The sequence below is a fragment of the Gilliamella sp. ESL1225 genome (genome assembly GCF_058502635.1).
In genome coordinates, this window is the sequence record NZ_CP196358.1 from 999,776 (window position 1) to 1,024,931 (window position 25,156).

At 34.3% G+C, this 25,156-nt stretch carries 28 protein-coding genes; 8 read left to right on the forward strand and 20 right to left on the reverse strand.

The window, feature by feature from the left end; translation table 11 throughout:
* Positions 1–53 precede the first annotated feature (53 nt).
* On the reverse strand, positions 54–296 hold the full coding sequence (locus tag ACSYSW_RS04480; protein WP_491704499.1) for an Imm31 family immunity protein: 243 nt from the start codon (positions 294–296) through the stop codon (positions 54–56).
* 17 nt (positions 297–313) lie between these two features.
* Complete coding sequence (locus ACSYSW_RS04485) at positions 314–808, reverse strand: polymorphic toxin type 17 domain-containing protein (protein WP_491704498.1); 495 nt, start codon at positions 806–808, stop codon at positions 314–316.
* Between the two features lie 43 nt (positions 809–851).
* Here ACSYSW_RS04485 and ACSYSW_RS04490 point away from each other — a divergent pair, with 43 nt between their 5' ends.
* Complete coding sequence (locus ACSYSW_RS04490) at positions 852–989, forward strand: hypothetical protein (protein ID WP_491704497.1); 138 nt, start codon at positions 852–854, stop codon at positions 987–989.
* A gap of 52 nt (positions 990–1,041) precedes the next feature.
* On the opposite strand, the gene ACSYSW_RS04495 is transcribed toward ACSYSW_RS04490, so the two are convergent.
* The 3 genes from ACSYSW_RS04495 to rsmE all read right to left on the reverse strand — a co-directional run bounded on the left by ACSYSW_RS04495 (position 1,042) and on the right by rsmE (position 4,942).
* Positions 1,042–1,422 (reverse strand): DUF6911 family protein, encoded by a 381-nt coding sequence (locus ACSYSW_RS04495; protein ID WP_491704496.1) that lies wholly within the window; start codon positions 1,420–1,422, stop codon positions 1,042–1,044.
* 2 nt (positions 1,423–1,424) lie between these two features.
* The gene (locus ACSYSW_RS04500; protein WP_491706314.1) at positions 1,425–4,058 is read right to left on the reverse strand and encodes a cytidine deaminase-like fold-containing protein; all 2,634 of its coding nucleotides are present in this window, start codon (positions 4,056–4,058) and stop codon (positions 1,425–1,427) included.
* Between the two features lie 158 nt (positions 4,059–4,216).
* Positions 4,217–4,942, reverse strand: a complete 726-nt coding sequence (gene rsmE / locus ACSYSW_RS04505) for a 16S rRNA (uracil(1498)-N(3))-methyltransferase (protein WP_491704494.1) — start codon at positions 4,940–4,942, stop codon at positions 4,217–4,219.
* A 229-nt stretch (positions 4,943–5,171) separates the two neighbouring features.
* Between rsmE and folB the strand changes: the two genes are divergently transcribed.
* From folB to ACSYSW_RS04520, 3 genes are all read left to right on the forward strand, one after another.
* Positions 5,172–5,549 (forward strand): dihydroneopterin aldolase, encoded by a 378-nt coding sequence (folB, locus tag ACSYSW_RS04510; RefSeq protein ID WP_491704493.1) that lies wholly within the window; start codon positions 5,172–5,174, stop codon positions 5,547–5,549.
* 151 nt (positions 5,550–5,700) lie between these two features.
* Positions 5,701–5,919 (forward strand): hypothetical protein, encoded by a 219-nt coding sequence (locus ACSYSW_RS04515; protein WP_491704492.1) that lies wholly within the window; start codon positions 5,701–5,703, stop codon positions 5,917–5,919.
* Positions 5,916–6,344, forward strand: a complete 429-nt coding sequence (locus ACSYSW_RS04520) for an EamA family transporter (RefSeq protein WP_491704491.1) — start codon at positions 5,916–5,918, stop codon at positions 6,342–6,344. Before ACSYSW_RS04515 ends, ACSYSW_RS04520 begins: the two co-directional genes overlap by 4 nt.
* Positions 6,345–6,352: 8 nt before the next feature.
* Here ACSYSW_RS04520 and moeA read toward each other — a convergent pair whose 3' ends face one another.
* From moeA to pmbA, 8 genes are all read right to left on the reverse strand, one after another.
* Positions 6,353–7,582, reverse strand: a complete 1,230-nt coding sequence (gene moeA / locus ACSYSW_RS04525) for a molybdopterin molybdotransferase MoeA (protein WP_491704490.1) — start codon at positions 7,580–7,582, stop codon at positions 6,353–6,355.
* A gap of 147 nt (positions 7,583–7,729) precedes the next feature.
* Entirely contained in the window at positions 7,730–8,821 is a 1,092-nt protein-coding gene (gene ychF, locus ACSYSW_RS04530) for a redox-regulated ATPase YchF (RefSeq protein WP_491704489.1), read from the reverse strand.
* Positions 8,822–8,943: 122 nt separating this feature from the next.
* A complete protein-coding gene (recG, locus tag ACSYSW_RS04535) occupies positions 8,944–11,043 on the reverse strand; it encodes an ATP-dependent DNA helicase RecG (RefSeq protein WP_491704488.1) in 2,100 nt (699 codons plus the stop codon).
* A 15-nt stretch (positions 11,044–11,058) separates the two neighbouring features.
* Positions 11,059–13,158 carry a bifunctional GTP diphosphokinase/guanosine-3',5'-bis pyrophosphate 3'-pyrophosphohydrolase gene (spoT, locus tag ACSYSW_RS04540; protein ID WP_491704487.1) on the reverse strand — a complete coding sequence of 700 codons (2,100 nt, stop codon included), beginning with the start codon at positions 13,156–13,158 and terminating at the stop codon, positions 11,059–11,061.
* Positions 13,159–13,175: 17 nt separating this feature from the next.
* Positions 13,176–13,466 (reverse strand): DNA-directed RNA polymerase subunit omega, encoded by a 291-nt coding sequence (gene rpoZ, locus ACSYSW_RS04545; RefSeq protein ID WP_491704486.1) that lies wholly within the window; start codon positions 13,464–13,466, stop codon positions 13,176–13,178.
* Between the two features lie 350 nt (positions 13,467–13,816).
* Positions 13,817–15,034, reverse strand: coding sequence for a CinA family nicotinamide mononucleotide deamidase-related protein (locus ACSYSW_RS04550; RefSeq protein WP_491704485.1), 1,218 nt, complete (start codon positions 15,032–15,034; stop codon positions 13,817–13,819).
* Positions 15,035–15,158: 124 nt separating this feature from the next.
* Positions 15,159–16,898 carry a SulP family inorganic anion transporter gene (locus ACSYSW_RS04555; protein WP_491704484.1) on the reverse strand — a complete coding sequence of 580 codons (1,740 nt, stop codon included), beginning with the start codon at positions 16,896–16,898 and terminating at the stop codon, positions 15,159–15,161.
* A gap of 6 nt (positions 16,899–16,904) precedes the next feature.
* Positions 16,905–18,257 (reverse strand): metalloprotease PmbA, encoded by a 1,353-nt coding sequence (pmbA, locus tag ACSYSW_RS04560; protein WP_491704483.1) that lies wholly within the window; start codon positions 18,255–18,257, stop codon positions 16,905–16,907.
* Between the two features lie 78 nt (positions 18,258–18,335).
* Between pmbA and yjgA the strand changes: the two genes are divergently transcribed.
* The 3 genes from yjgA to cspE all read left to right on the forward strand — a co-directional run bounded on the left by yjgA (position 18,336) and on the right by cspE (position 20,276).
* Entirely contained in the window at positions 18,336–18,863 is a 528-nt protein-coding gene (gene yjgA / locus ACSYSW_RS04565) for a ribosome biogenesis factor YjgA (protein WP_491704482.1), read from the forward strand.
* 205 nt (positions 18,864–19,068) lie between these two features.
* Positions 19,069–19,599: an inorganic diphosphatase gene (gene ppa, locus ACSYSW_RS04570; RefSeq protein WP_491704481.1), complete on the forward strand. Its 531-nt coding sequence runs from the start codon at positions 19,069–19,071 to the stop codon at positions 19,597–19,599.
* A 467-nt stretch (positions 19,600–20,066) separates the two neighbouring features.
* Positions 20,067–20,276 (forward strand): transcription antiterminator/RNA stability regulator CspE, encoded by a 210-nt coding sequence (cspE, locus tag ACSYSW_RS04575; RefSeq protein WP_491704480.1) that lies wholly within the window; start codon positions 20,067–20,069, stop codon positions 20,274–20,276.
* 253 nt (positions 20,277–20,529) lie between these two features.
* On the opposite strand, the gene gmk is transcribed toward cspE, so the two are convergent.
* The 7 genes from gmk to rpsF form a co-directional block, all read right to left on the reverse strand.
* Positions 20,530–21,162: a guanylate kinase gene (gene gmk, locus ACSYSW_RS04580; protein WP_491704479.1), complete on the reverse strand. Its 633-nt coding sequence runs from the start codon at positions 21,160–21,162 to the stop codon at positions 20,530–20,532.
* Positions 21,163–21,178: 16 nt separating this feature from the next.
* Positions 21,179–21,949, reverse strand: coding sequence for a methyltransferase domain-containing protein (locus tag ACSYSW_RS04585; RefSeq protein ID WP_491704478.1), 771 nt, complete (start codon positions 21,947–21,949; stop codon positions 21,179–21,181).
* A 12-nt stretch (positions 21,950–21,961) separates the two neighbouring features.
* Positions 21,962–22,696, reverse strand: a complete 735-nt coding sequence (locus ACSYSW_RS04590; RefSeq protein ID WP_491704477.1) for a 1-acylglycerol-3-phosphate O-acyltransferase — start codon at positions 22,694–22,696, stop codon at positions 21,962–21,964.
* Positions 22,697–22,993: 297 nt separating this feature from the next.
* Positions 22,994–23,446, reverse strand: coding sequence for a 50S ribosomal protein L9 (gene rplI / locus ACSYSW_RS04595; RefSeq protein ID WP_491704476.1), 453 nt, complete (start codon positions 23,444–23,446; stop codon positions 22,994–22,996).
* Between the two features lie 21 nt (positions 23,447–23,467).
* On the reverse strand, positions 23,468–23,695 hold the full coding sequence (gene rpsR / locus ACSYSW_RS04600) for a 30S ribosomal protein S18 (RefSeq protein WP_065556660.1): 228 nt from the start codon (positions 23,693–23,695) through the stop codon (positions 23,468–23,470).
* A 4-nt stretch (positions 23,696–23,699) separates the two neighbouring features.
* A complete protein-coding gene (gene priB, locus ACSYSW_RS04605) occupies positions 23,700–24,008 on the reverse strand; it encodes a primosomal replication protein N (protein WP_491706092.1) in 309 nt (102 codons plus the stop codon).
* Positions 23,995–24,381: a 30S ribosomal protein S6 gene (rpsF, locus tag ACSYSW_RS04610; RefSeq protein WP_491704475.1), complete on the reverse strand. Its 387-nt coding sequence runs from the start codon at positions 24,379–24,381 to the stop codon at positions 23,995–23,997. Before rpsF ends, priB begins: the two co-directional genes overlap by 14 nt.
* 426 nt (positions 24,382–24,807) lie before the next feature.
* Between rpsF and ACSYSW_RS04615 the strand changes: the two genes are divergently transcribed.
* Entirely contained in the window at positions 24,808–25,155 is a 348-nt protein-coding gene (locus ACSYSW_RS04615) for an HIT domain-containing protein (RefSeq protein ID WP_491704474.1), read from the forward strand.
* Position 25,156 lies beyond the last annotated feature (1 nt).

Genomic DNA, 25,156 nt, shown 5'->3' on the forward strand with positions numbered 1-25,156 from the left:
TAAAAATTTAATTTTTTTGTCATCTACTATTTACCTTGATAAGGGGAGTAATATTAATAAAAGTCTTCGTATTTAAATTGTTTACCTGTCGGTTTAACTTCTTCGACATCAAAGGAAAATGAATATTCTTCATCATAAAGTCTAACGGAATACCCATCAACAATACCGTTCTCTTCTCCTATTCCCATAATGACGCCTTTTTTTCCAACATGCTTACCGGTTTTTATTTTACCATCATAAGCGGGGGGATAATATACGATTTCAACTTCTTGAAAAAAATCTAGTTTTTTTATCATTTGTATTTTCCTTTTTATTAATGCGTAATTTTACCATCTAATGATATATTAAGATGTTTTCCATCTTTCGATGCCCAGCCTAATTGATTTTTACCTCTATCTGATAATATCACATCCCATTCAAATTCTTGACCTTTTGTTCGTGAGGGTCCTTTTATCCATTCATTACCAAATTTATCTAAATAACCATTATTCTTTCCTCTTCTTAAAGATCTAGTTGGTAAATAGTCATTATCAGGAATATATCTAATCTTCCCCTTAGTAGGTAATTGAGCATACCTTAACCGTTCAGAAGTCGTCCAGATTTTAGCTGCCCCAACTGACCCATATGGACTAAACGCCGGCTCTTCAATAGTAATAATATTACGTTGATTAAGCGAGATATTCTCAACAGTAATGCCAATTTCACTGGGTTTAACGGGTGGGGTGCCTTTAATGCTGGTGAGTTTGATGATATTACGGGATTGTGTTGCCGTTTTTATGACTAAGCCCGCTTTACCGGCGGCGGTCATATCGGCTAATGCGTAAATATCTTCACCGGTGCCATCGGGGAAGATGCCGGTCGCTTCAATTAAACTACCACCGATTGTTGAAGTGTATTCACCCGATATTAATTGGCGAGCCCCTGATTGGATATTATCTAGCCAAAAAAACAGTAACGTGGTTGCAAGTCCTAGACCTATGCCGGTCTAGGCTAATGAGTTGGCTGTGAGTTTTTTACTGTAGATGTAAAAAGAGAGTAGTATTAATTTAATAACGTATTACTAACATCACCAATTACATAAAAATCATAAAATGAATTTAAAATTATATTCCAATCATCTAATAAAATATTAGAACTCCATTCATCACCAAGAATTTCTATCATTTCATGTTCTACTAATTTATTATCATAAGTTCGTACAATATATTCTTCACCGTTATCTTCCCTTAGTGTTAATAAATATTTTCCTCGATCATGTAAAACTTGTAATGAAAGCGCACCAACGTCAATATCGATCCTATCTAATGTAACGCTTCCGTTATTATTTTTTAAATTGTCAAGTTTAATTTTTATATCTTCAAAATTTAGTGGCTGTTTATTACCGCCTTCATTATTGATAACCCATGATAGTAAAAATTTCATGTTTATTCTCCGATTAATAATGATCTCATACCCTTTTTCCAAAACAGAGTTTTTCCTGTTTCTATTTCTTTGATTGTTAAAGACTTTATTTCTGCTTTTTCTGCAATAGCTGCTATATCTCCTTTACAAAACCCACAAATAGGTTTACCACTAACATCAATTTTTAAATTTGCACCTTTAGCCAAACCCGCATTATGTACTTGTTGCAGAATAGCTATTTCTGCATGCGCATTAGCCATATTACTATTTGGTAGAGGAAGATTTCTCATTTTACCTTTTTCAATTAATGATAATTCTTTATTATTTATTAGTTCAGCAATTAATGTAGGTTCATTAGCATTTGCTTTTTCAATTGCTCGAGCTGTCTGATTTGAATCAATGAATTTTATTCCATTAATTTCTAGTTCAGCGATTACAGTTGGCTCAGTCCTAAAGATTGTTTTATTGGTAAGATTATTTATATTAACAATTTCAATTTTAGCACTTTGCTCAGCTTCTTTTGCAACCCACTTCACCTCACTAAAATCCTGAAACTTAATGGTATGACGTTTAAATGGCGTATTAGGTGATAAGTTTATTGCCCCGACTTCAAGGCTTTTAATGTCATCGGCAAGGGTGCCATTTGGTGTACTTGCTGTTATTTTATTAAATGCCGCCATATTATGACGAGTATGCGCCATTTTGTTAATGGCATTTAATTTACTGGCTGCACCAATATCAATCAGTCCATAGGTGATACCTTCATACCCTTTAGGGACAATGCCGGTTTTAGCAATGATTTTTTCACCGATGGTACTGACTTCGTTATCGGTAATAAACCGGCTCGCACCAGCGGCGATATTATCTGCGCCAATAAAGCCAATACCCAGGGCAAGAGGTGTTCCGCTGCCCACGGTCGCTACTTCAACGCCGGCTGCGGCAATCAGGGTGAGTGCCCCGCCAATGACTTGCAAGCCACCGATAATTTTATTTTCATATTTATCAATAAACGCTTGGTTTTTCTTTGCTTGGGCTTTTAGTGTATCACCCCAAAAATACCCGATGATGCCACTTGTTATAGTCGACACCGGGGATATTAACGAGTCAGGACGGGTTGCCGCATCGATGGCATTACTTAATTGATGAGGGTTAAGATAGCTAAAATAGTCATTAATAAATGTGCTACCCACCGCGCTTGTTGTATATTGCCAGTCATCAATATGTGCCCATTTATCGGGGATTTTAATATCGGCTAGTCCCTGAGTATTAAAACGCCCAATAAAGGTATGACCTTCGCGATTTGAGCTAATGCGATATTTAAAATCAGGGTGATGCTGTAAATAAAAACCATGGCTAGCTTTTAATTCAACATAGGCAAATTCAACCCGTGTGCCTTTTAACCGATACTTTTTGCGTGTTTCAACATGCTTAATGATAGCCGGTTGCCGCAGGTATTTGAGGAGCTTAATAGCGTTAATATAGAGGGACTCGATATCGGTAAGATTATCATGCTGCGTGGCGGTTTTAATGGCGGCTGTTAAGCGTGTTTCTTCATCTTTCTCATCACCTGTGCCATCTAACACAAGGGGGCTGTAGAGATAGGCGCGGACACGTTTAACGATATCACTATTATGATAGCGATAATCCGCCTTATCAAATCCCTCACTGTGTTTAAGCTGACTAACGGCTGAAATCACGTCCTTGTAGAGGGAGGGCGGGTAAGTTGCCCCTTCGCTGTCTTCATAGTCTAACGTGCCGATGCGCTGCTCGGCGGTAAAAAAATAGGTGTTGTTTAATAATATCAGTAGCTGATAAAACATAAACCCAATGTGCTCATCCGGGCGAAACATATTTTGTTGCCAAAGCAAAGGGGCATAGCGGAAATGCTCGGTTGAATAGCCATAATTAATTTGACCCGCTAGGGCGTTATCTATCTCAACCGTAAAGGGTGAATTGCCGGATGTTAATAAGGCAGTTAAGTCATCAAGCCAGGTTTGTGCCAGTTTTTTAACGTGTAAGCGTTTATCGCCCCTTTCTGCAAGTTCAATGGCGTTTAAGCCGCCCCCTAGCAGTAAATGTACTTTGGGATACACCTTTTCGGTACTAAATACACTTTTATTCTTACCTAAAAAAATTTCATCGGGGCTAAAATCATGATTGAACAGGAAATGAGCGGCATTAATGTCAGGCGCTGCGCCATCATAAAAGCCAACGGGCTGAGCGGGGCGATTGATGAGCTCAACAATAATCCAGGTGTAATCAGGTTGGTATTCCGGGATTTTTTTATTATATGGAATGGGCGGTGGCACAGGTGGGGAGGGAGGGCGCATATCGAAAACGGGATTGAAAATCGGTAAGGTGCGCAAAATAAGTCGTTCGTGATAAAGGGCCTGTAATAAACACTTCGCCACCTTATCGGGATAACGGTGATAATAAGCCGCATAATGTAAGCCGTTTTTTTGCAGTAAGGGATAGAAATTTTTACAGCTATTGGGGTTGGCAACGAGCTTTTTAATAATTGGGTGATAGTCGGTTTTATGGAAGTATTTAATGCGACGAGGATAAAAAGGACTGCATCTAAATTCGCCTTCACCCTCTCTAAATTCTTGGATAAGGTTATCCCACTCGCTTGGGGTGAGCAGTTGATAGTAGTACATTTCCTTGACCCATTTTATTGTATTTATTAATTAGTATCGGTTAGTTTAGAGCGTTATTGATTTTAGATAGAACCGATAATTATTGTAATGAGAAGATTAGCATAGGAAAAATAAATCACAAAGCGAATCTTATCAATTTCAATCAGTTATATATTATCCTATCCCAAGTCACCAAAACAAACTTGTAATGCGGTGATAGCTGTTAATGCGGCAGTTTCAGTACGTAAAATACGGGGTCCTAGTAAAATATCGGTAAATTGATATTTATGTGTCATACTAATTTCATCATCAGCAAGACCGCCCTCAGGTCCAATAAGTAAGCTAATAGGGTTGTTATCATAGGTTAAATCCGTTATTGACTTATCCGCTTTCGGATGCAAGTTTAGTTTTAGTCCAGGAGCTAAATTTTGGCACCAATCTTCTAATTGTTTGACAGGATGAATAGTTGGAATGATGTTTCGACCACATTGTTCACAAGCCGAAATAATGATTTTTTGCCATTGTTGTAATTTTTTATCTAATCTTTCGGCATCTAATTTGACGCCACAGCGTTTTGATATAAGGGGTGTTATTTGATTGACACCTAATTCGACCGCCTTTTGTATAGTGAATTCCATTTTTTCACCACGCGAAATGACTTGCCCTAAATGAATATTTAGCGGTGATTCTTTATCTTGATATTGTGCATTTTGCGTTTCGACAACTAATGATTTTTTTGTTATTTCACTGATTTTTGCAGGTACAATTTGATTATCGCCATTAAATAAAAAGATCGATTCCCCAACCTGCATACGTAAAACGCGAACGACATGATTATAGGCATTATCATCAAGCGTGATTTGGCTGTTTTCTGTTATTGGATAAGGTTGATAAATACGTGTCATTTTTGTTTTCACTTTAATTTTTTAAGCAATAAATTGTCGTGAATTATAGCGTAATTTATGGGGATTAGTTAATCTATAATCTGAATTAACGCGAAGTATAAATGATATTTAGTTATCTAATTTCTATTTTCATTTATATTAAATTTAAGCTTAATGATTAATTTTGATTGTGCACGGCATTATAAGCCGTTTATTATAAAATGGTTTTATAGTTTATAGGATAAAATTGATGCAAATTAATACTAATGATCGAGTTTTAATTGAAGGGTTAACGATATTTACAACGATAGGTGTTTATGAATGGGAAAAATCCATCCAACAAAAAGTGATTATTGATCTTGAAATGGCGTGGTCAAATAAGCAAGCTGGAATAACAGATGATGTCCATTTTTGTTTAGATTATTTTCAAGTAAGCCAAGCGATTACTCAATTTGTTGAAACTCATCAATTTAATCTTATTGAGCGGATAGGGGAAGAGGTGGCTCAATTAGTAATGCATAAATTTAATGTTAATTGGGTAAAAATTAAAGTATCGAAACCTTCAGCTATTGCCAATGCAGGCAATGTAGCCATCGTTAGTGAGCGATATAAGCAAGAAATGAAGTAAAATTAGGCGTCAGTGCTTAAGATGTTTTTATAAAATATAAAACAAATAAGTAATGAAAAAAACAAAATCGCTATATAATCGTAAATATTTTATCTTTACTAAACCACGTAATTTGTTATTAATTATCTTTATCTAATTGGAGAATTTTCTAATGAAAATGATGATGGTAGCTGTGATCGGTATTTTTATGTGTATTTTGTTAACTAATTGCCATGCTAGGCAAAGGCATGATCCTGTAACAGCGAAAAAGTGGTCGAAACCGAAAGGCGTTTTAGTTGGATGCGACGACGCTATGCGTTATTCGCAACAATGTAAACAAAATCCCAATAATCTTCAGTATATGATTGAAATCAATAAGAGTGAAAAATGAGTGCTTGGCTTTTATATGCGCTATTGTCGGCTATTTGCGCAGCTGGCGTTGCGATTTTAGGTAAAATTGGATTAAATCACCTCGATGCAAATACTGCAACCGCGATTCGAGCGGTAGTTATGGCCATTTTTTTAGTAGGCGTTGTTATTGTTCAAGGAAAGTTAAATCTTATTCAAACGTTTATTAATGATAAGAAATCATTAATAATTATTGCATTAAGTGGTATAGCTGGTGCGTTATCTTGGCTCTTTTATTTTATGGCAATTAAGGTGGGTAAAGTATCGCAAGTCGCACCGATTGATAAATTGAGCGTCGTTTTTGCGGTTATTTTGGCGGTTATTTTATTTGGTGAAAAGATTTCGTTTATTGCAAGCTTAGGCGTTGCGATGATAGCAATAGGGGCGATTTTAGTCGCCCTGTTTTAATGCAGACGTTATTTTAGTAATGAATTAAACAATTCGACGGTAACATATTCACCTATTTGTATGTTACCGCATTCTTGCTCAACAATAACAAAACAGTTTGCTTGATTGAAAGATTGGGTAATGTGTGATCCTTGTTGTTTGATAACCTTAACTTCTAGCTCACCCTCGGCATTTGTTTGCAATAATCCTCGTTGAAAATCTAATCTTCCTGCTGTTTTCTTTATTTCTGTAGTGGTTTTTACTTTAAAGGTTAATCCGAGATGATCGGCGTTTTTTTCGCCCGACATTTGTAAAATTAGCGGTTGTACTAAATGATAAAAAGTGACTAGCGTTGAAACCGGATTCCCCGGTAGCCCACAAAATAAGGCTTTGTCTATTTGTCCAAAAGCAAGCGGTTTACCCGGTTTAATCGCAATCTTCCAAAAGTTAATATTGCCCAATTCTTGTAAGGCGGTTTTGGTATAATCTGCATCACCGACTGAAACTCCGCCACTTGTGATAATTAAATCGGCTTGAGCAGCCGCTGTTTTTAATGCTTGTTTTATTTGCAGAGGATCATCTTTGATAATACCTAAATCAATGATCTCGCAATGTAATCGTTTTAAGAGTAGTTTTAGAATAAAACGATTACTGTCGTAAATAGAGGCGTTATTGCTTAAAGGATCGCCGAGTTGAGTAAGTTCATTACCGGTTGAAAATAAGGCGACTTTTAGCGGATCATAAACGTTAATTTGATTAATGCCCAAGGTAGAAAGTGTCATTAAATGCGTCATGGTTATGCGTTTACCCGCGGAAAGAACTACAGCACCTTGGCTGACATCTTCACCCGTGCGACGAATATTTTCGCCATGCTTGACCATTTTTAAAATACGTATCCCGTTTGCTGTTTGCTCAGTATTTTCTTGCATGACAACGGCATCAGTTTGAGGGGGAATAGGCGCTCCTGTCATGATTCGATAACAGCTACCTGTTGACCAGTCTAAATTATGAATATCATCACCGGCAAAAATAGCCCCAGCAATCATTAATTCGTGGGACTTATCCAAATCAGACAGTCTAATGGCATAACCATCCATTGCAGAATTGTCAAAACGGGGCACGTTAATGGGTGAAATAATATCAGTTGCATTGATACAATCTAATGATTCATCTAATTTAATCGTTTTACTTTTGAGAAGCGTTGTATTTATCGCGCTTTGTCGCATTTTTTGTTTTGCTTGTTCAAAAGTTAATAACATTAGAAGCTCCTTAATTTAGATAGGGGAATAGGGTTTTAAAATGTTTAAATTTTTAGTATTTAAACATTTTAACGATTGATTAGTTGATGATGGGATCATTCATCATTATCAATGACCTATAGTGAAAATATAGTGATGAATAAAGTATTAGATATTAAATAAAAAGTTCATGATATCGCCATCTTGAACAATATAATCTTTACCTTCAGCGCGCATTTTTCCAGCCTCTTTAGCACCTTGTTCACCACCAAATTTAATAAAATCATCAAAGGCAATAGTTTGTGCGCGAATAAATCCTTTTTCAAAGTCAGTGTGAATTTTACCTGCAGCTTGTGGTGCTGTATCACCCACTGAGATTGTCCATGCACGAACTTCTTTAACGCCAGCTGTAAAATAAGTTTGTAAGTTAAGTAATCGATAACCTGCTCGGATCACGCGATTTAGTCCTGGTTCAGTTAAACCAAGATCTTGCATAAATTCTTCTCGATCGGCGTCATCTAATTCAGAAAGTTCGGCTTCAATTGCCGCACATACAGGAACGACAACCGAATTTTCTTGTGCCGCGATTTGTTTAACTTTTTCTAAATACGGATTGTTTTCAAAACCATCTTCGTTAACATTAGCAATATACATTGTTGGTTTTAACGTTAGAAAACTGAGATATTTTATTGCAGCAAGTTCATCATCTGACAGGTTCAATAATAATAATTTTTGACCTTTTTCAAGATGTGGTAAGCATTTTTCGAGAATTTCTTGCTCAAATTTTGCGTCTTTATCGCCACCTTTAGCTTTCTTTTGTACACGGACTAACGCACGTTCACATGCTTCTAAATCTGATAAAGCAAGTTCAGTATTAATAATGTCGATATCTTCGGCAGGATCTATTTTACCAGCGACATGGATAATATTATCATTTTCAAAACAACGAACAACATGACCAATCGCTTCTGTTTCTCGAATGTTTGATAAAAATTGGTTACCGAGTCCTTCTCCTTTAGATGCTCCTTTAACTAAACCTGCAATATCAACAAATTCCATTGTTGTCGGTAAAGTACGTTGCGGTTTAACGATTTCGGCTAATTGATCTAATCGGGGATCTGGCATGGGGACGACACCTGTATTAGGCTCAATTGTGCAGAATGGAAAATTTGCGGCTTCAATACCCGCTTTAGTTAAAGCATTAAAAAGCGTAGATTTACCTACATTCGGTAAGCCAACAATACCACATTTAAATCCCATATTTACTATTACCTTTTGTCTTTATTAACTCGAAAATAAGCGCCAATTATATACAAATAACATCAGTTGTACCAATGTTTATTGATGAGGGGTGTTTTAAACATTAAAGACCGTAAAGAAAATTAGGCATTAATATATTTTTCGCGATCCGGTAACCAGCACGCAACGATTTCTTGAGCAACGTTAGGATAATTTTGGTAAAGATCATTAGAAATCTTATGAATTTTTGCAATCATCGCTTGATCACGTATAAGAGAGGCAATTTTAAAGTTAGCTGTTCCCATTTGCTTGGTACCTAATATTTCGCCTGTGCCACGTATTTCAAGATCCTTTTCAGCTATAATAAAACCGTCGTTGCTTTCTCGCATCACTTTCATGCGGGCAGTTGCTACCTTACTTAATGGTGCTTGATACATTAATACGCAATGAGAAACCGCTGTGCCACGACCGACACGTCCTCGTAGTTGGTGTAACTGTGCAAGTCCCAAACGTTCCGCATTTTCAATAATCATTAAACTGGCATTAGGCACATCAACGCCGACCTCTATCACTGTCGTTGCGACAAGGAGCTCTATATCACCTTGCTTAAATTCTTGCATCACGGACTGTTTTTGATCTGACTTCATTTTACCGTGAACTAAAGCAATTTTTAATTGTGGTAAATGTAATTTTAGTTCTTCTAATAATAGCTCAGCAGCTTTAGCATCTAAAGCTTCAGATTCTTCGACGAGTGTACAAACCCAATATACCTGTCGACCTTCAAGGCAAGCTTGATTGACGCGATCAATAATTTCATTGCGCCTTGAGTTAGGAATAACAATTGTTGTTACAGGTGTTCGATTAGGTGGTAATTCATCAATAATTGATACATCTAGATCAGCATAGATTGTCATAGCCAAGGTACGAGGTATTGGCGTTGCTGTCATGATTAATTGATGCGGATAATAATTATTCACAATCCCTTTTTGCCATAAATTTAAGCGTTGATTGACGCCAAAACGGTGTTGCTCATCAATGATAACAAGCCCTAATTGTGCAAACTCTACTTTATCAACAAAAACGGCATGTGTACCAATTAATAAAGAGATATGACCATTTTTGATTTCTTCGTAACGTTGTCGTTTTTGCTTAGCCGTTAAGCGCCCTGATAACCAGTCAACCGAAATACCCATTGGCTTTAACCATTGGCTAAAAGTATTGTAATGTTGTTCTGCTAATATTTCGGTTGGTGCCATTAAAACTACTTGTTGATGATTTTCTAAGGCATTTAGTGCAGCTAATGCGGCAACTAGCGTCTTACCGGATCCCACATCGCCTTGCACAAGTCGCATCATGGGTGTGCTTTTATTCATATCATGATAAATTTCTTTTGTTACTCTTTTTTGTGCATTGGTCGGTGTAAAGGGCAATGAGGATAAAAATGGGGTTATAAGGTCCTGCGTTGGCTTAAATCGGTGGGATTGTTGTTTTTGATTAAAGGATTTAAGTGTCATCATACTTAAATGGTAAGCAAGTAATTCTTCAAATATAAAACGTTGTATTGCAATATGTGTGCCAGCCATTAATTGATTTACGTCATCATCGAGCGATGGATTATGAATAATGGTTAAGGCTTGCATAACATCCAACCAGTTTTTAGCTAATGGTTCGGGTAATATCTCGTATGGTGGATTACGTTTTAATAACAAAAGTGCCGAGGTGATTAATTTGCGTATTACATGCTGTGTTAATCCATACGTAGTTGGATAGATAGGCGTAAAACATGCTGGGTTATTGGTTAAAGAAGAATGGATTTCTTTAGGTGTATCGCTATTTTTAATTTGAAATTGGGGATGTAACATTTCACGATACAATTGTCCACTTTTGATTTCGCCGTAAGCACTAATGTATTTACCGGTTGTTAAAGATTGTTTCATGCCGGTATTGAAATTCATAAAACGTAATATAGCAATGCCACTTTCATCTTGTATTTTGATAACTAACATTTGGCGCCGTTTAATGATGATTTCGTGGCTAATTATTTTTCCTTGTATTGTTGTATGAGAGCCAATCGCTGCTTCCATAATGCGTTGACATGTAGAGCGATCTTCATAGCGTAAAGGAAAATGAAATAATAAATCTTGCACTGAATCGATGCCAAGAGTATGAAACTTTTTTTCAAGCGCATCACCAATTCCCGATAATTGTTTTATTGGTAGATGGCTAAAAAAGCGATTTTTCATAAAGATTTGTATCAATTATTTAATATTACGCGAGACACTAACAACATCTTGCTGATAAGAAATTTTTTGCATAATTTCGTTAAGTTGTTGAATATTCTTAACTTCAATTTGTAAAATAATAGTGTAAATTTGTCTATCTTTTTCTTCGGTATTTAGCCATTGTACGTGAGCATTCTCATCAATAATAATTGAAATAATTTGCCCTAATGCGCCCGGCGTATTTAAAATATCAACCCAAATTTCAGCAACAAAAAGTTGATTAATGTGTTCAGCCCATTTTACAGGTAGATATTTTTCAGGATAATTTTGATAATCTGCAATGTTTCGGCAGGATTGATGATGAATAGTGAGTCCTTTTTCGGATGTTATGCAACCAACAATAGGATCATAGGGAATTGGATAACAACATTTTGAAAAAGTGACTTTCATATTTTCGCAACCGATAATAATGGCATCTTTATTTTCAGTTTCTGAGAATTCTTTTTCTTCTAGCTTATTGGCAATAAATTGGCTCATTAAATTGCCTAAGCCGATTTCATGTAATACTTCATCAAAAGTAGTTAATTTTGTTAGCTTAACTATTTGATTAATTTTTTCGACAGAAATGTCATTAACAGAATTCTCTTTAGTTAACGAATGATTGAGAAGTCGTTTGCCTAATTTTATTGCTTCATCACGTTTTAACGTTTTTAAAGCTTGCCTGATACGTGTTCGCGCTTTTGAACTCACCACAAAATTTAACCATTCGCCTATCGCTTTATGTTTCGGACATGTCTGGATTTCGACCGTTTGCCCACTCATGAGGGGTTCAGAAAGTGAGTAGGGTTTTCGATCGACTATTGCTCCAACACATTGGTTTCCAATATCCGTGTGTACGGCATAAGCAAAATCAATTGGCGTTGCACCTTCAGGTAATTCGACGATCCTGCCTTTAGGAGTAAATACATAAATTTCTTTCGGAAATAAATCAGATTTTACATTTTCAATAAATTCAATTGAATTACCGACACTTTGTTGTAATTCTAATAAACTTTGCATCCAACGTTGTACTTTAATTTGCGCCGTTGTGTTACTCAGTTTATCATTTTGATTATAAATCCAATGTGCGGCGACCCCCATTTCGGCCATATGTTCCATCTCTTTTGTGCGTATTTGCACTTCAATAGGTAATCCGTGTGGGCCAATTAAAGAAGTATGGAGCGACTGATATCCGTTCGCTTTAGGTATTGCAATATGGTCTTTAAACCGATTTAAACGAGGTTTATAAAGATTGTGAATGATGCCAAGTACACGGTAACAAGTATCGATATCTTTAACAATAATACGAAAGATATAGATATCCATAATTGAACGAAAATGTTGATCACGCATTAACATTTTTTGATAAATGGCATAAATATTGCGCTCTAACCCTTCGACATCCGCTTCAATTTTAACATCGCTTAATCGCTCACGAATTTCGTTTAAAATCCATTTGATCATGTCTTTACGTGTTCCACGTGCGGATTCTACTACTTTTTCGATTACACGAGCCCGATTTGGGTACATGGCATTGAAACCAAGAATTTCTAATTCTGTTTTGATTTGATGAATGCCAAGGCGATGAGCAAGAGGGGCATAAATTTCCAGTGTTTCTTTAGCAATTCGGCGGCGCTTATCGGGTCTTAATGCACCTAGAGTGCGCATATTATGAGTTCGATCCGCCAATTTTATAAGAATGACACGCACATCTTTGGTCATTGCTAAAACCATTTTACGAAAATTTTCAGCTTGTGCTTCTTTGCGGGATCGAAACTTTAATTTATCTAATTTTGATACACCTTCAACTAAGGTTGCTATATGCTTGCCAAATGTATTGGCTATATCTTGAAAGGTGATAGACGTATCTTCTATTGTATCATGTAATAACGCAGCAACAATGGTTTCATAATCAAGTCGCATGTCTGCCAATAGGGTTGCGACTGCGACAGGATGCGTTACATACGGCTCGCCACTGTTGCGAAATTGCCCATCATGCGCTTTTTGAGCAAAGAGGAAGGCTTCCTGAATAATATCGACTTGTTTAGACGGCAAATAGGTTGCCACTTCTTCTTTTAAGCTATCAAAATATTGCATTGGCAATCTCATTGAGCTTATTCGTATGAAGGGGTGTTTTCAAAAAGGATCGTTTCATGAAGCGTATTACGCGCTTCGTTAACTTCACTTTTGCGAACTTTAGATTCAACAGTATCTAAAATTTGTTTGTTAACTAATCCTTCTTCAATTTCACGTAAAGCAATAACTGTCGTTTTGTCGTTTTCTTCAGGAACTAAAGGAGAGTTATTTTCCACTTGTAATTGGCGAGCGCGTCTTGCTGCGACTAATACCAAATCAAAGCGGTTACCAATTTTATCTACTGCATCTTGGACTGTTACGCGTGCCATTTTTACCTCTAATGTTTTGTGATGTTTTTTATAAAAAAGATCTAATATTGTAAACAATTTTATTTATGAATGTCTAGAAAATTAGATTCAAAACTGCTTTTGTTAGTTTAAACGAATAAATTCTTTTTTTATTTAACTGATTGCCATGCTAATGAAATATGAAAATTATTAATAAATTTAATTAGTTATCTTGAGAATAAAATTATATATAAACGCTCTATAACAAGTTAAATTATATTTTAATTTTCTCATGTTCTTTATTCTTAATTATTTAATATTAATTTGTAAAAATAACATTGGATTTTCATAGTTAAACAAACATTTTACAGAGTTAAATAATCTATTAAATATTATTCGACGACTTCTAACCAATTATTTTTTCCTATTATTGGAAGATTGAGAAAATAACGTCGTAATCCATCGAGTGCGATTGCGGATAATATTTTTAATTCGGTATGTCTATTTGCGTTACGCCCTTTGTATTTTAAATTATATTGTTGAATATTGTTATTATCGGCAATGATTAAAGTGAATTGGCTATTACGTCCTTTAAAATTAATGAGTCCTATGGCTATATTAGCTTTGGTTTGATTTAGAAGATCTGTAAAATATTTATGTGGCTCTTCAACTAATAATGGAACAACTTCACTTTTTACTATTGGTGCATCGGATTCAAAAAGTTGATAGCCAATATAACCGGCTGTTTGTTGTTCAATTACAGCAATGGTTAAATTTCGCTCATGTAATAATCCAGCGACGACTTTTGCAAGTCCAATATCAATATCACGTGTTAAGATGCCTTCATACAACATATTATCTTTAACTAATTCTTTTAATTGATGCCATACTTTGTCCATGGCATTTTTTTCGCTTTGTGGTCCAGTTAATTTTAGTTCGATAATTGGCATTGCAGCACGATATCCAATAACAATGTTATCAGGTAGTGATAAATTTTCGTCGATGTCAGATGCCAAATCACTTTCTGAACGTCCCATTGTTGTTAATCGATAGCATAAGGTACGTTCGACCTTAGGAAATTTAAATTTAATTTGCGGTAATATAGATGTGCGAATCATTTCTTTAAATTCTGCTGGAACACCAGGTGTAAAAAAGACAAGGCAATTATTAATTATCATACTAAATCCACAAGCAGTGCCAATAGGATTGTCGATTATTGTGGCACTTTGCGGTAGCCATGCTTGTTTTTGATTACTAAGCGGCATGATGTTGCCACAGCTGGCAAAGTATTGTTCTATTTTTCGTAACCAATCGTCATTTAAAATCAAAGATTCATTATTCGCGATAGCTGCTGCTTGTGCTGTTAAATCATCACTTGTAGGACCAAGCCCTCCATTGACGATTAATATATCGTTTACTAAGCTGCGAGTTTTTAGTGTATCGACGATTTGCTCTAAATTATCACCGATGGTGTATCGTGAGGTAATTAAAAATCCATCTTGAAATAGTTTTTCTGATAACCATTTAGCATTGGTATCGACGATTTGACCATAAAGAACTTCGTTACCTGTACTTAGCATTTCTATCTTTAATTGCATTTTTTGGGTCATTTTATTCTTATCTCCTTATAGTTGAATGTCGATAAATGTTGAAAATCCGGTCTTAATATAAAATATTTATTTTCTATCGTTACTGAAGAACTTAATTTACATAATATGGACTATCATTGTGTTGTTATAAATCTTCAATATCAACGTGCTTAACTTTGTTAGTCATGTGTTGCTTACTTAATACGAGTTTTACCGCAAAATAAAGATCATAGGCAAATTCTAAATGATCTTTACTTGGATTAATATTCATTTGTTTAAACCATTGTTTTAGTGTTTTGCGCCTACCGGCTAATATCAAAACGACATTATGCTTTTGTAAGGATTTAACCAATTCATCAATTCCGTGTAATACACTGATGTCTTTCATGGTAAAACAAGGAATAGCATCAACAATTACATAATGAATTGAATTAGGTGATTGATCGATGAAATTGATAATTCTACGTTTAAAATAGGCAATATTAAAATAAGTTAATGGGGAATTAAATCGATAAATGATGGCGTTATCAATCGGATCAACATTTTTTGCCAGTGAATGAATACGTCCTTTATCATCGATTCCTAATAATTGATCTTTAGGGCGAAAGATACGGCGCAAAAATAAGAATATACCAAGTAAAACCGCGAGTGCCATACCGGGAATAATACCGATAATTAATACAGCAAAAAAAGTGGATAAGCTTAAATAATAGGCATCCATATCAAATTTAAAAAACTTTTTAATTGATTTGAAATTAATTAATGAAATGGATGAATAGATTAAAATGACGCCTAATACTGCGTTTGGAATATATTTTAATGGCTCCAAGAGAAAGAGGACAACGAAACCAATTAATAAGGCAGAGATGATAGAAACTAATTGAGTTTTCCCACCATTTGCATCATTAACAGCAGTACGAGAGGAGGTACCACTTACGACAAATCCCTGCGAAAACCCTGCTGCGATATTTGCTAATCCTAATGCATTAAATTCAGTATCAGCGTTAATTTCATAATTGTTTTTAGTAGCAAAACTGCGAACGGTTATCATCATACTAACAAAACTGATGATGGCGATGTTTAATGACGGCACAACTAATTCACGCACTAACCCTGTATCAAAGTTTAGCCAAGACTGTAAAGAAACGAATTCACTACTGACATTACCAATTGTATCTATATTGTGATGTTCAAAATTAAATAACCAAGAAAAGAAAGTGATGATGATCACAGCAAATAGGGGAGCAGGGTAGCGAGGTTTTATTCGGTTAATTGCGATTAAAATAGCTAAGGTAAATAAAGAAACAAAAGTTGTCGCAATATTGATTTCAGTAATCTTCAACGGTAAATATATGATACGTTCAATCAAATAAGAATAATCATAATGGAATCCTAATGTTTTGGCTAATTGATCGACAATTATGGTGACTGAGATACCATTTAATAAACCAATTAGAATAGGTTGGCTAAGTAAATCAGCAAGGGCTCCTAAGTGTAATTTAGCGGCAATAATACACCAAACACCGATCATGATGGTTAAGATCATAACCAGTTGCCAGCGTAAAATTTCATCATGTGCAGCAAGAGGAAAAACAACAGCCGCAACAACGGCACATGTTGCGGTATCAGGGCCAATAATAAGTTGTTTTGATGAACCAAAAAGCGCATAAATTATAAGTGGTAATATAGATGAATAAAGACCAGCGATTGCACCAACACCGGTTAATTCGGCATAGGCGATCGAGACAGGCAACGAAACAGCAGCAACAGAGAGCCCTGCTTTTAGATCAAAACTTAAATATTCTCGTTTGTAATTTAATAAACTTGCCAAACCGGGCATTTTATTTATTAAAATATTCCAAAAAATTCGTTTTTTATTCATCATTTTCTGTTATTTACCCGCAATGCTCATGTTATCAATCAATAGAGATCCCGATTTAATGGCTGTTTTATTTTCGCTATCATTTCCGATGGCAACGATATTTTTATACATATTTTTTAAATTACCGGCAATCGTTATTTCATGAACGGGATATTGAATTTGTCCATTTTCAACCCAAAAACCGCTAGCTCCACGAGAATAATCGCCTGTAACTATATTAACCCCTTGTCCCATTAATGATGTGATAAGAAGCCCTTTATCTAATTTTTTAAGCATAGTGTTAAAATCAGCATTATTATCACTCGGTGAGACTTGCCAATTATGAATACCGCCTGCATGCCCTGTGGTTATTAACCCTAATTTACGCGCTGAATAGTTTGATAATAAATAAGTTTGTAAAATTCCACTGTCAATAATATGTCTTTTTACTGTTTTTGTCCCTTCATTATCAAAAGGGCTTGAGGCGACGCCTTTTAGAATATGAGGATCTTCATATATTGAAAACCATGAAGGAAAAATTTGGCTATCAATTGCATCTAATAAAAATGAAGATTTCCGATATATTGATGAGCCACTAATTGCCCCAGCAAGATGACCAATTAATCCTGAAGCGACGTTTGCACTAAATAAGACCGGTGTTTGCATGGTAGCGATTTGTTTAGCACCTAAATGAGAGGCAGTTTTTTCTGCTGCTTCTTGTCCTACTGATTCAGGTGAGGATAATAAATTAATATCGCGTGATGAAGTATAGGCATAATTTCGCTCCATATTACCCTCTTGCTCACCAATGACTGAACACGAAAGGGAATGACTACTTGCTGCATAACTTTGTAGCATGTCTAAACTATTACCATACACATATATCCCGTACCGGCTAGCAAAATAGGCTCCATCACTTTTGGTTATTTTAGGGTGACTAAGCGCGCTTAATTCGGCATTTTTAGCATATAAAATAGCATTGTCGACATTAAGATCTGTTGGGTGAAAAAGATCTAATTCAGGCGGATTAAATGCCATTAATTCTATTTCACCTAATCCTGAATAAGGGTCGGGAGACGTATATTGCATAATATTAATCGCCATATCGATTGTTTTTGAAATTGCGCTATCGGAAAGATCATTCGTCGATGCATTGCCAACACGATTATTTTGATAAACCGTGATACTTAATCCACCATCACTATTAAATTCGATATTTTCGGTTTCGCCTTGTCGACTACTCACATTTATTCCTGTCGCTTGATTAATCGATACCTCTACATTATCAACGCGTGATTTAGCTAAATGAATTGTGTTTTTGATAAGATTTACTAATTTTTGTTGCTCTAATTTAACATCGTTGCGAATTTGGTTAATAGTCATTTGGATTATTTTCTACATTTATGCAAGTGATACGTTATAATAAGCTAGAATTGTGGTTAAGTTAATAAAGAAATGCTTATGAATCCTAATATTGAATCCTCTAATGAATTATCTGATCCAAATCTTATTGATGAGGAAATTATTTATGTCAGTAAGAGCGAAATAAAACGTGATGCTCAAGTTCTAAAGAAATTAGGCTTGGAATTAGTTAATCTCAGTAAAAATGAATTAGAAAAAATACCATTGGATGATAGTTTACTTTATGCTATTGAGCTTGCGCAGAAAATTAAGAAAGAAGGTTTTCGTCGTCAAATTCAATATATTGGTAAACTTTTACGTAGTCGAGATAATGATGAAATTATTATTGCCTTGGATAAACTTAAAAATCGTCATAACCAACAAATTGCATTATTTCATAAATTTGAAAAACTACGGGATGATTTGATTTCAACCGGAAATGCGGAAGAAATTATAACATATTATCCAAAAGCTGATCGCCAGCAATTACGTAGTTTGGCTAGACAAGCAAAAAAAGAAATTGAAGCAAATAAACCGTCTAAAGCAGCAAAACAAATTTTTCAGTATCTAAAAGAGCTAGCTGTTTAATTAACTTTTTAATAAGTTAATTCATTGATTAATTATTAATAAATAATCTATATATTGGGTTATCTTTTTATTTTAATCATCAATCATTATTATGTTAAATCGATCTTTTAATAATATTTCATTAAAAAATATATTATTAAAACCTACACGATTAACGATATACTATTAAACGATGTACTATTAAACTTAGATAGAGGATACAAAAATGGGACTATTAGCAGTACCTGTCGGTAAAGAATTACCAGATGATATTTATGTTGTGATTGAAATTCCTGCAAATGCTTCACCAATTAAATATGAAGTTGATAAAGATTCTGGCGCATTATTTGTCGATCGCTTCATGGCGACAGCAATGTTTTATCCATGTAATTATGGTTATATTAATCATACTTTATCGCTAGATGGTGATCCTGTTGATGTGCTTGTTCCAACTCCTTATCCATTACAAGCAGGGTCGGTAATTCGTTGTCGTCCTGTTGGTATGTTAAAAATGACAGACGAGTCAGGTCAAGATGCCAAATTAATAGCTGTTCCACATAGCAAATTAACTAAAGAATATGATCATATTAAAGATATTGATGATGTTCCAGAATTATTAAAATCACAAATTAAGCACTTTTTCGAACAATATAAAGCATTAGAAAAAGGTAAATGGGTTAAAGTTGATGGTTTTGATAATATCGATGCTGCGCGCGATGAAATCATTGCTTCTTATGCGAGAGCGCAAAATAAATAATGTATTTTATTTTTTAAGACATGATTTGATGCCTTGCTAGGTAAGAGTCGGAAAAAGATTTTATTTAAGAACAAATAAAATCTTTTTTTATTCTTATTTTATGATCATTTTCTTAGCTATTTTGTTAAATTTAATTTTGACTATTCCTCGCTATAAAGCTTTCCATTTTGAATGATTCCGCTTTATTTTTTATGTAAATATTTGTAAATTTCAGGTAAAAAACTTGAGAAATATCAAAATATAACCTCTTTTTTTTAAATTTTAAAAAAAACTATGGTCTTGTTCATTAAAAATGATATTAATTCCTTGATTTCACTATCAAGATATGCGGTAATAGTAAGTGACTAATACAGTAGTACAGTCGTAGCATATCAGTAATACATAATTATTGTTATTTTATTGGCGTTGTATTAAGTCTTAGCTGACCGAAAGGTCTATGATTAATTTTTGTTAGGATGTTTAGTAAAATGACTAAAAAAACTGGCCAAGTTAAATGGTTTAATGAAAGTAAGGGTTTTGGGTTCATCACTCCAACTGATGGAAGTAAAGATGTTTTTGTTCATTTCTCAGCAATTACTGGTGATGGATTTAAAACTCTTGCAGAAGGGCAACAAGTCGAATTCGCTATTCAAGATAGTCCACGCGGACCTGCTGCAGCTGAAGTTGTTATAATCTAGTGTAGTGATCCTTAACTTTTTACTTAAAAACGTTCATTGAATAAATGAGCGTTTTTATGTTTCTGTTGTGTCGTTTTTAGATTTATATTCTATAATTTAGTAAAAAATAGTTTAGTAAAAATATATCGCCATAATTAATCTTAATATATTAAAACACAATTTATTCCCTTTTTTACGAATTGTCTTTTGTCGAGATAGTCATTTCAATCCTGTTTGAGTAAAATTTGCTAAATATATAAGCAGTCTAAATCAATTAATTCGCGTAACCGTCAAGTAGTTGATTTAAAAGATGTTGATGTTTTACAACCTGTTTTTGTTTTTCAAAGCCTGAGGCTATGATAATTGCATTTAATGCAGCCAATGATTCTTGAAAATTATCATTAATAATCACGTAATCATATTCTTCGTAATGAGATATTTCATTTTGTGCTTTTTTCATTCTTTTTTGAATAATTTCAGGACTATCTTGTCCACGACCAATTAATCGCTTTTCGAGCTCTTGCAGTGAAGGTGGTAAAATAAAAATACTTTTAGCCGCCGGTAATTTCTGTTTCACTTGCTGAGCCCCTTGCCAATCAATATCTAAAAATACATTGATGCCTTTAGCTAAACTTTCGTCGATTTCTGCTTTTGATGTTCCATAGTAATGTTCAAAAACATAGGCATGCTCAACAAATGCATCTTGATCGATTAAAGATTCAAATGCATTTTTTTCTATAAAATAATAATGTTGACCATGCTTTTCACCGATGCGTGGTGCTCTTGTAGTATGAGAGACTGAAACTTTAGCCGATTGAATATTATTTTGTGCTAAATAAGCATTAATTAAACTAGATTTCCCGGCCCCACTTGGTGCGGAAATAATAAAGAGTGTACCTGCAAACATAAATAATTTATAACTCCTACTTTTGTGCGGTGACTAAAATATATCTTGCCATATTTAGATAAGTTTCATGTTGACAATATTGCTGTTCTAATTCTAATAATTCATTAAATCGCGATTGTTGTTGTGTTTTATCAATCAAATAGTCATGAAACACGCGAATACCCGTTTTTTGAGTAATAGTAAAACCTAAATTTTGTAACCATTGATAGACTTGTTCTGGAAATCGTGGATGATTTGGTGATAGTGTTTTCTTTTTCCGTTTTGCTAATCCTGATTGGGTATAACCAAAATTACCTAAGGTAATCGTTTTAAACAACAAGCTATGATAATTATAAAACATGAGCGATAAATAACCTTGTTGTTTTAAATAGGAAGTTAATGAGGTCAATATAAGTATTGGATCATATACCCACTCTAATACAGCATGACAGATAATCACATCAAATTGTTCTTTAAATTGATCCCCTAACTCTTGAATAGCAGAATGTAAAAATTCAACTTGATGATGAATATTGTTATCTATTTTCTTTTTAGCTTGTTCGAGCATTGTAATCGAAATATCACAAATAGTGACATGGTGTCCTAGTTTAGCTAATTGAATGGCAATTTGTCCTTGCCCACCGCCTGCATCTAATATTTTTAAAGGTGTATTAGCTGGAAAATGCGATAAGATTTTATCTAATTCTTGCCAAACAATAATTTCACGGATTTTTCCTTTTGTTGTGCCATAGATATTTTGTGAAAATTTTTCACTGATATCATCAAAATTGCGATCGCTTTTATTCATGATTCGTGTTGTTTATTTAGTTTGATTATTTATTATGTTTGCTTCTTTATTTATCTCTGCAATTTTGTTTGCCATTATTAAATAGCAATGTTCCATTAAGGCTTTGGTATCTTCTTTTTTAAGATTTTCTGTTGGGATAGGCTCTAGCATCTCTACGATAAAGTGACCGTTATTAAATCGATTCAATTTAATATCGTTTGAGTTAGATACACAAATAGGTACGATTGGTACTCCAGCTGCAATAGCAGCTTTAAAAGCCCCCGTTTTAAACGGTAATAAACCGCGTCCTTTATTACGGGTTCCTTCAGGAAACATCCATATGGAAAGGTTACGTTTTTTTATTTCATCAACAACTTCTACTATTGTATTGCGAGCTTTAGATTTATTATTTCTATCAATTAAAATATTACCTGTTAGATAATAAAGTTGCCCAAAAAAAGGGATCCACGCTAAGCTTTTTTTACCGACAGTAACCGTTCGTGGTTGAAATATTTTTGCCGCAATAATCATATCGTAATTATTTTGGTGGTTTGCAATATATAAACACTTACCCATGTTTTTGATATTTGGATATTCACGAGTATGAACTTTTATCCCTAATAATGGATTAAAAATGTAATAAAAAAGATGAGCAAAGCGGGCAACGTTCTTAATATTAAAAGGATTTAATAAACAATATAAAATACCAAAAATACAAATTAGTAGACCTATAATCGATGCTATTATTATACGTAGAAGAAGAAACATACTATACCTCATGAATTAATTTAACATATTATATACATAATCTAATTTGAGATATAGATAGTTATCATTATTGATCATATTGCTTAATATTTTTATTAATTCGACAATAAGATTATGAAAATAATCGACAAAATTAATTCGATAAATAACGAAATCGTTTTTATGACTAATATAAAGCCTAAATAATTAAGCAAGATATATTTATTGATATTAAGAATGGATTATTTATCAGCTAGATTAAAAAGAAATCAGAAATAAAAAAACCCGCTTATTATAGCGGGTTTAGCTATTGATTTTTTATTGTGCAACAACGTCAATAATAATTTTTGCCATGGCGTCACTATGTACTTGAAGAATAACTTCATATTCTCCAATATTACGTAATACACCACCTTCTGGTAAACGAACTTCGCTTTTTGATACATTAACACCTCGTGCTTTAATTGCATCAGCAATATCACGAGTACCAATAGAACCAAATAGACGACCTTCATCACCGGCTTTAGATGTGATAGTCACTTTTTCAAGTGCATTAATTTGAGCTGCGCGTTCTTCAGCAGCTTTTAATGTATCTGCAAGTTTAGCTTCTAATTCAGCACGACGTGCTTCGAAGAATTCAACATTCTTCTTCGTTGCAGGAACTGCTTTGCCTTGTGGAATTAGAAAATTACGTGCGTAACCCGCTTTAACATTTACTTGATCGCCTAAGCTGCCTAAGTTAGCAACTTTATCGAGTAGAATAATTTGCATTATATGTTCCTCTGTTGCTAATTACTGATGGTTGTCAGTATAAGGTAATAAAGCCAAGTAACGAGCACGTTTGATTGCACGAGCTAATTGACGTTGATATTTTGCACAAGTCCCAGTAATGCGACTTGGTACGATTTTACCACTTTCAGTGATATAACTTTTTAATAAAGAAACATCTTTATAATCAATTTCTTTAACGCCTTCTGCTGTAAAGCGGCAGAATTTGCGACGACGGAAATAACGTGCCATTTGGCTATTCTCCTAATAGTTTAATTTGGTCAGCATGTAAAACAAGTTGACTAACTTGATTACGTTTCGTATGTGTACTGATAAAACCAGATACCATAACTTTGCTGCCTTTTTTAATACTGTAACTTAATTCTTGTTGTCCTGAAATAATCACGGGAATAATACACCATGCTTTTCGAGTAAGATCTGCTTCAATTTGTTCAGAAATATGTTCTAAATAAAATTGATAATGCATCACTCCACTAGGACTAATCTTACGGATCGGGTTTTTTAAAATCATTCCCGATAAGATTAAACGATTATTCGTCAGAATCATCTTCCATAGTGTTAACTTCACTAAAATCTTCGTCAGCATTACGACGTTCATCTTTAGCTTTTAACATTGGTGAAGTTTCAGTTACAGCGTCTTTAGTACGCATAATTAAACTGCGAATGACTGCATCATTAAAACGGAAACCGTCTTCAAGTTCATTGACTGCTTCTTGAGTTGCTTCAACATTCATTAACACGTAATGTGCTTTGTGCAGTTTTTCGATAGGATAGGCTAATTGACGGCGACCCCAATCTTCTAAACGATGGATTTTACCACCATCAGTGGTAAGAATACCCGTATAACGTTCAATCATACCAGGTACTTGTTCACTTTGGTCTGGGTGAACCATAAATACTATTTCGTAATGACGCATTATCGCTCCCTACGGTTTAATCAGCTTTCTGTCGGGGCAACCGCAACCCATTGAAAGCAAGGAACATGAAAATTAGGCGGTTGAAATCGACGGCGCATTATATATCAATTAAGTTTAATTAACAATGGAATCTTGCAACGATTTTCTGTATCAAGAAGTTTACTGAAATTGGATTTTAAACATAAATTTTTAAACATAAATATAGTAAGGAAATTTATTAGGTTATTAAGTAGATATATAGATTTTTGTCTTTTATTAATATTATGTAATGTAAATCATCATTTTTTATCAGATTATGATTTTAAAATAACGCTGAATAACTATCGATAAAAATGTAACGATTTCTATACAATAAAAAAGAGGAATTATGATATACTTAGTTATATTAACTGTTTTATTTTAAAGGCATGTATAAGGAGATAGGTAATGGTCACCGAAACAATTTTTAGTAAAATTATTCGTCATGAAATCCCGGCAGACATCATCTTTCAAGATGATAGTGTTACTGCTTTTAGAGATATTTCTCCTCAAGCACCGACTCATATTTTAATTATTCCCAATAAAATTATTCCAACAGTCAATGATGTGACGGAACAAGATGAAACAGTTTTAGGACATATGATGGTAGTTGCAGCTAAAATTGCAAAACAAGAGGGTATTGATGAAAATGGGTATCGACTAATTATTAATTGTAATCAAGATGCTGGTCAAGAAGTCTTTCATTTGCATATGCATTTACTTGGCGGTAAAAATTTAGGTCGACTTGTTGGGTAAG

Bases quoted from the DNA above. Each gene is read 5' to 3' on its own strand.
- ACSYSW_RS04480 (WP_491704499.1), bottom strand. From the start codon at position 296: ATGATAAAAAAACTAGATTTTTTTCAAGAAGTTGAAATCGTATATTAT.
- ACSYSW_RS04485 (WP_491704498.1), bottom strand. From the start codon at position 808: ATGACCGCCGCCGGTAAAGCGGGCTTAGTCATAAAAACGGCAACACAA.
- ACSYSW_RS04490 (WP_491704497.1), top strand. From the start codon at position 852: ATGCCGGTCGCTTCAATTAAACTACCACCGATTGTTGAAGTGTATTCA.
- ACSYSW_RS04495 (WP_491704496.1), bottom strand. From the start codon at position 1,422: ATGAAATTTTTACTATCATGGGTTATCAATAATGAAGGCGGTAATAAA.
- ACSYSW_RS04500 (WP_491706314.1), bottom strand. From the start codon at position 4,058: ATGTACTACTATCAACTGCTCACCCCAAGCGAGTGGGATAACCTTATC.
- rsmE (WP_491704494.1), bottom strand. From the start codon at position 4,942: ATGACACGTATTTATCAACCTTATCCAATAACAGAAAACAGCCAAATC.
- folB (WP_491704493.1), top strand. From the start codon at position 5,172: ATGCAAATTAATACTAATGATCGAGTTTTAATTGAAGGGTTAACGATA.
- ACSYSW_RS04515 (WP_491704492.1), top strand. From the start codon at position 5,701: ATGAAAATGATGATGGTAGCTGTGATCGGTATTTTTATGTGTATTTTG.
- ACSYSW_RS04520 (WP_491704491.1), top strand. From the start codon at position 5,916: ATGAGTGCTTGGCTTTTATATGCGCTATTGTCGGCTATTTGCGCAGCT.
- moeA (WP_491704490.1), bottom strand. From the start codon at position 7,582: ATGTTATTAACTTTTGAACAAGCAAAACAAAAAATGCGACAAAGCGCG.
- ychF (WP_491704489.1), bottom strand. From the start codon at position 8,821: ATGGGATTTAAATGTGGTATTGTTGGCTTACCGAATGTAGGTAAATCT.
- recG (WP_491704488.1), bottom strand. From the start codon at position 11,043: ATGAAAAATCGCTTTTTTAGCCATCTACCAATAAAACAATTATCGGGA.
- spoT (WP_491704487.1), bottom strand. From the start codon at position 13,158: ATGCAATATTTTGATAGCTTAAAAGAAGAAGTGGCAACCTATTTGCCG.
- rpoZ (WP_491704486.1), bottom strand. From the start codon at position 13,466: ATGGCACGCGTAACAGTCCAAGATGCAGTAGATAAAATTGGTAACCGC.
- ACSYSW_RS04550 (WP_491704485.1), bottom strand. From the start codon at position 15,034: ATGACCCAAAAAATGCAATTAAAGATAGAAATGCTAAGTACAGGTAAC.
- ACSYSW_RS04555 (WP_491704484.1), bottom strand. From the start codon at position 16,898: ATGATGAATAAAAAACGAATTTTTTGGAATATTTTAATAAATAAAATG.
- pmbA (WP_491704483.1), bottom strand. From the start codon at position 18,257: ATGACTATTAACCAAATTCGCAACGATGTTAAATTAGAGCAACAAAAA.
- yjgA (WP_491704482.1), top strand. From the start codon at position 18,336: ATGAATCCTAATATTGAATCCTCTAATGAATTATCTGATCCAAATCTT.
- ppa (WP_491704481.1), top strand. From the start codon at position 19,069: ATGGGACTATTAGCAGTACCTGTCGGTAAAGAATTACCAGATGATATT.
- cspE (WP_491704480.1), top strand. From the start codon at position 20,067: ATGACTAAAAAAACTGGCCAAGTTAAATGGTTTAATGAAAGTAAGGGT.
- gmk (WP_491704479.1), bottom strand. From the start codon at position 21,162: ATGTTTGCAGGTACACTCTTTATTATTTCCGCACCAAGTGGGGCCGGG.
- ACSYSW_RS04585 (WP_491704478.1), bottom strand. From the start codon at position 21,949: ATGAATAAAAGCGATCGCAATTTTGATGATATCAGTGAAAAATTTTCA.
- ACSYSW_RS04590 (WP_491704477.1), bottom strand. From the start codon at position 22,696: ATGTTTCTTCTTCTACGTATAATAATAGCATCGATTATAGGTCTACTA.
- rplI (WP_491704476.1), bottom strand. From the start codon at position 23,446: ATGCAAATTATTCTACTCGATAAAGTTGCTAACTTAGGCAGCTTAGGC.
- rpsR (WP_065556660.1), bottom strand. From the start codon at position 23,695: ATGGCACGTTATTTCCGTCGTCGCAAATTCTGCCGCTTTACAGCAGAA.
- rpsF (WP_491704475.1), bottom strand. From the start codon at position 24,381: ATGCGTCATTACGAAATAGTATTTATGGTTCACCCAGACCAAAGTGAA.
- ACSYSW_RS04615 (WP_491704474.1), top strand. From the start codon at position 24,808: ATGGTCACCGAAACAATTTTTAGTAAAATTATTCGTCATGAAATCCCG.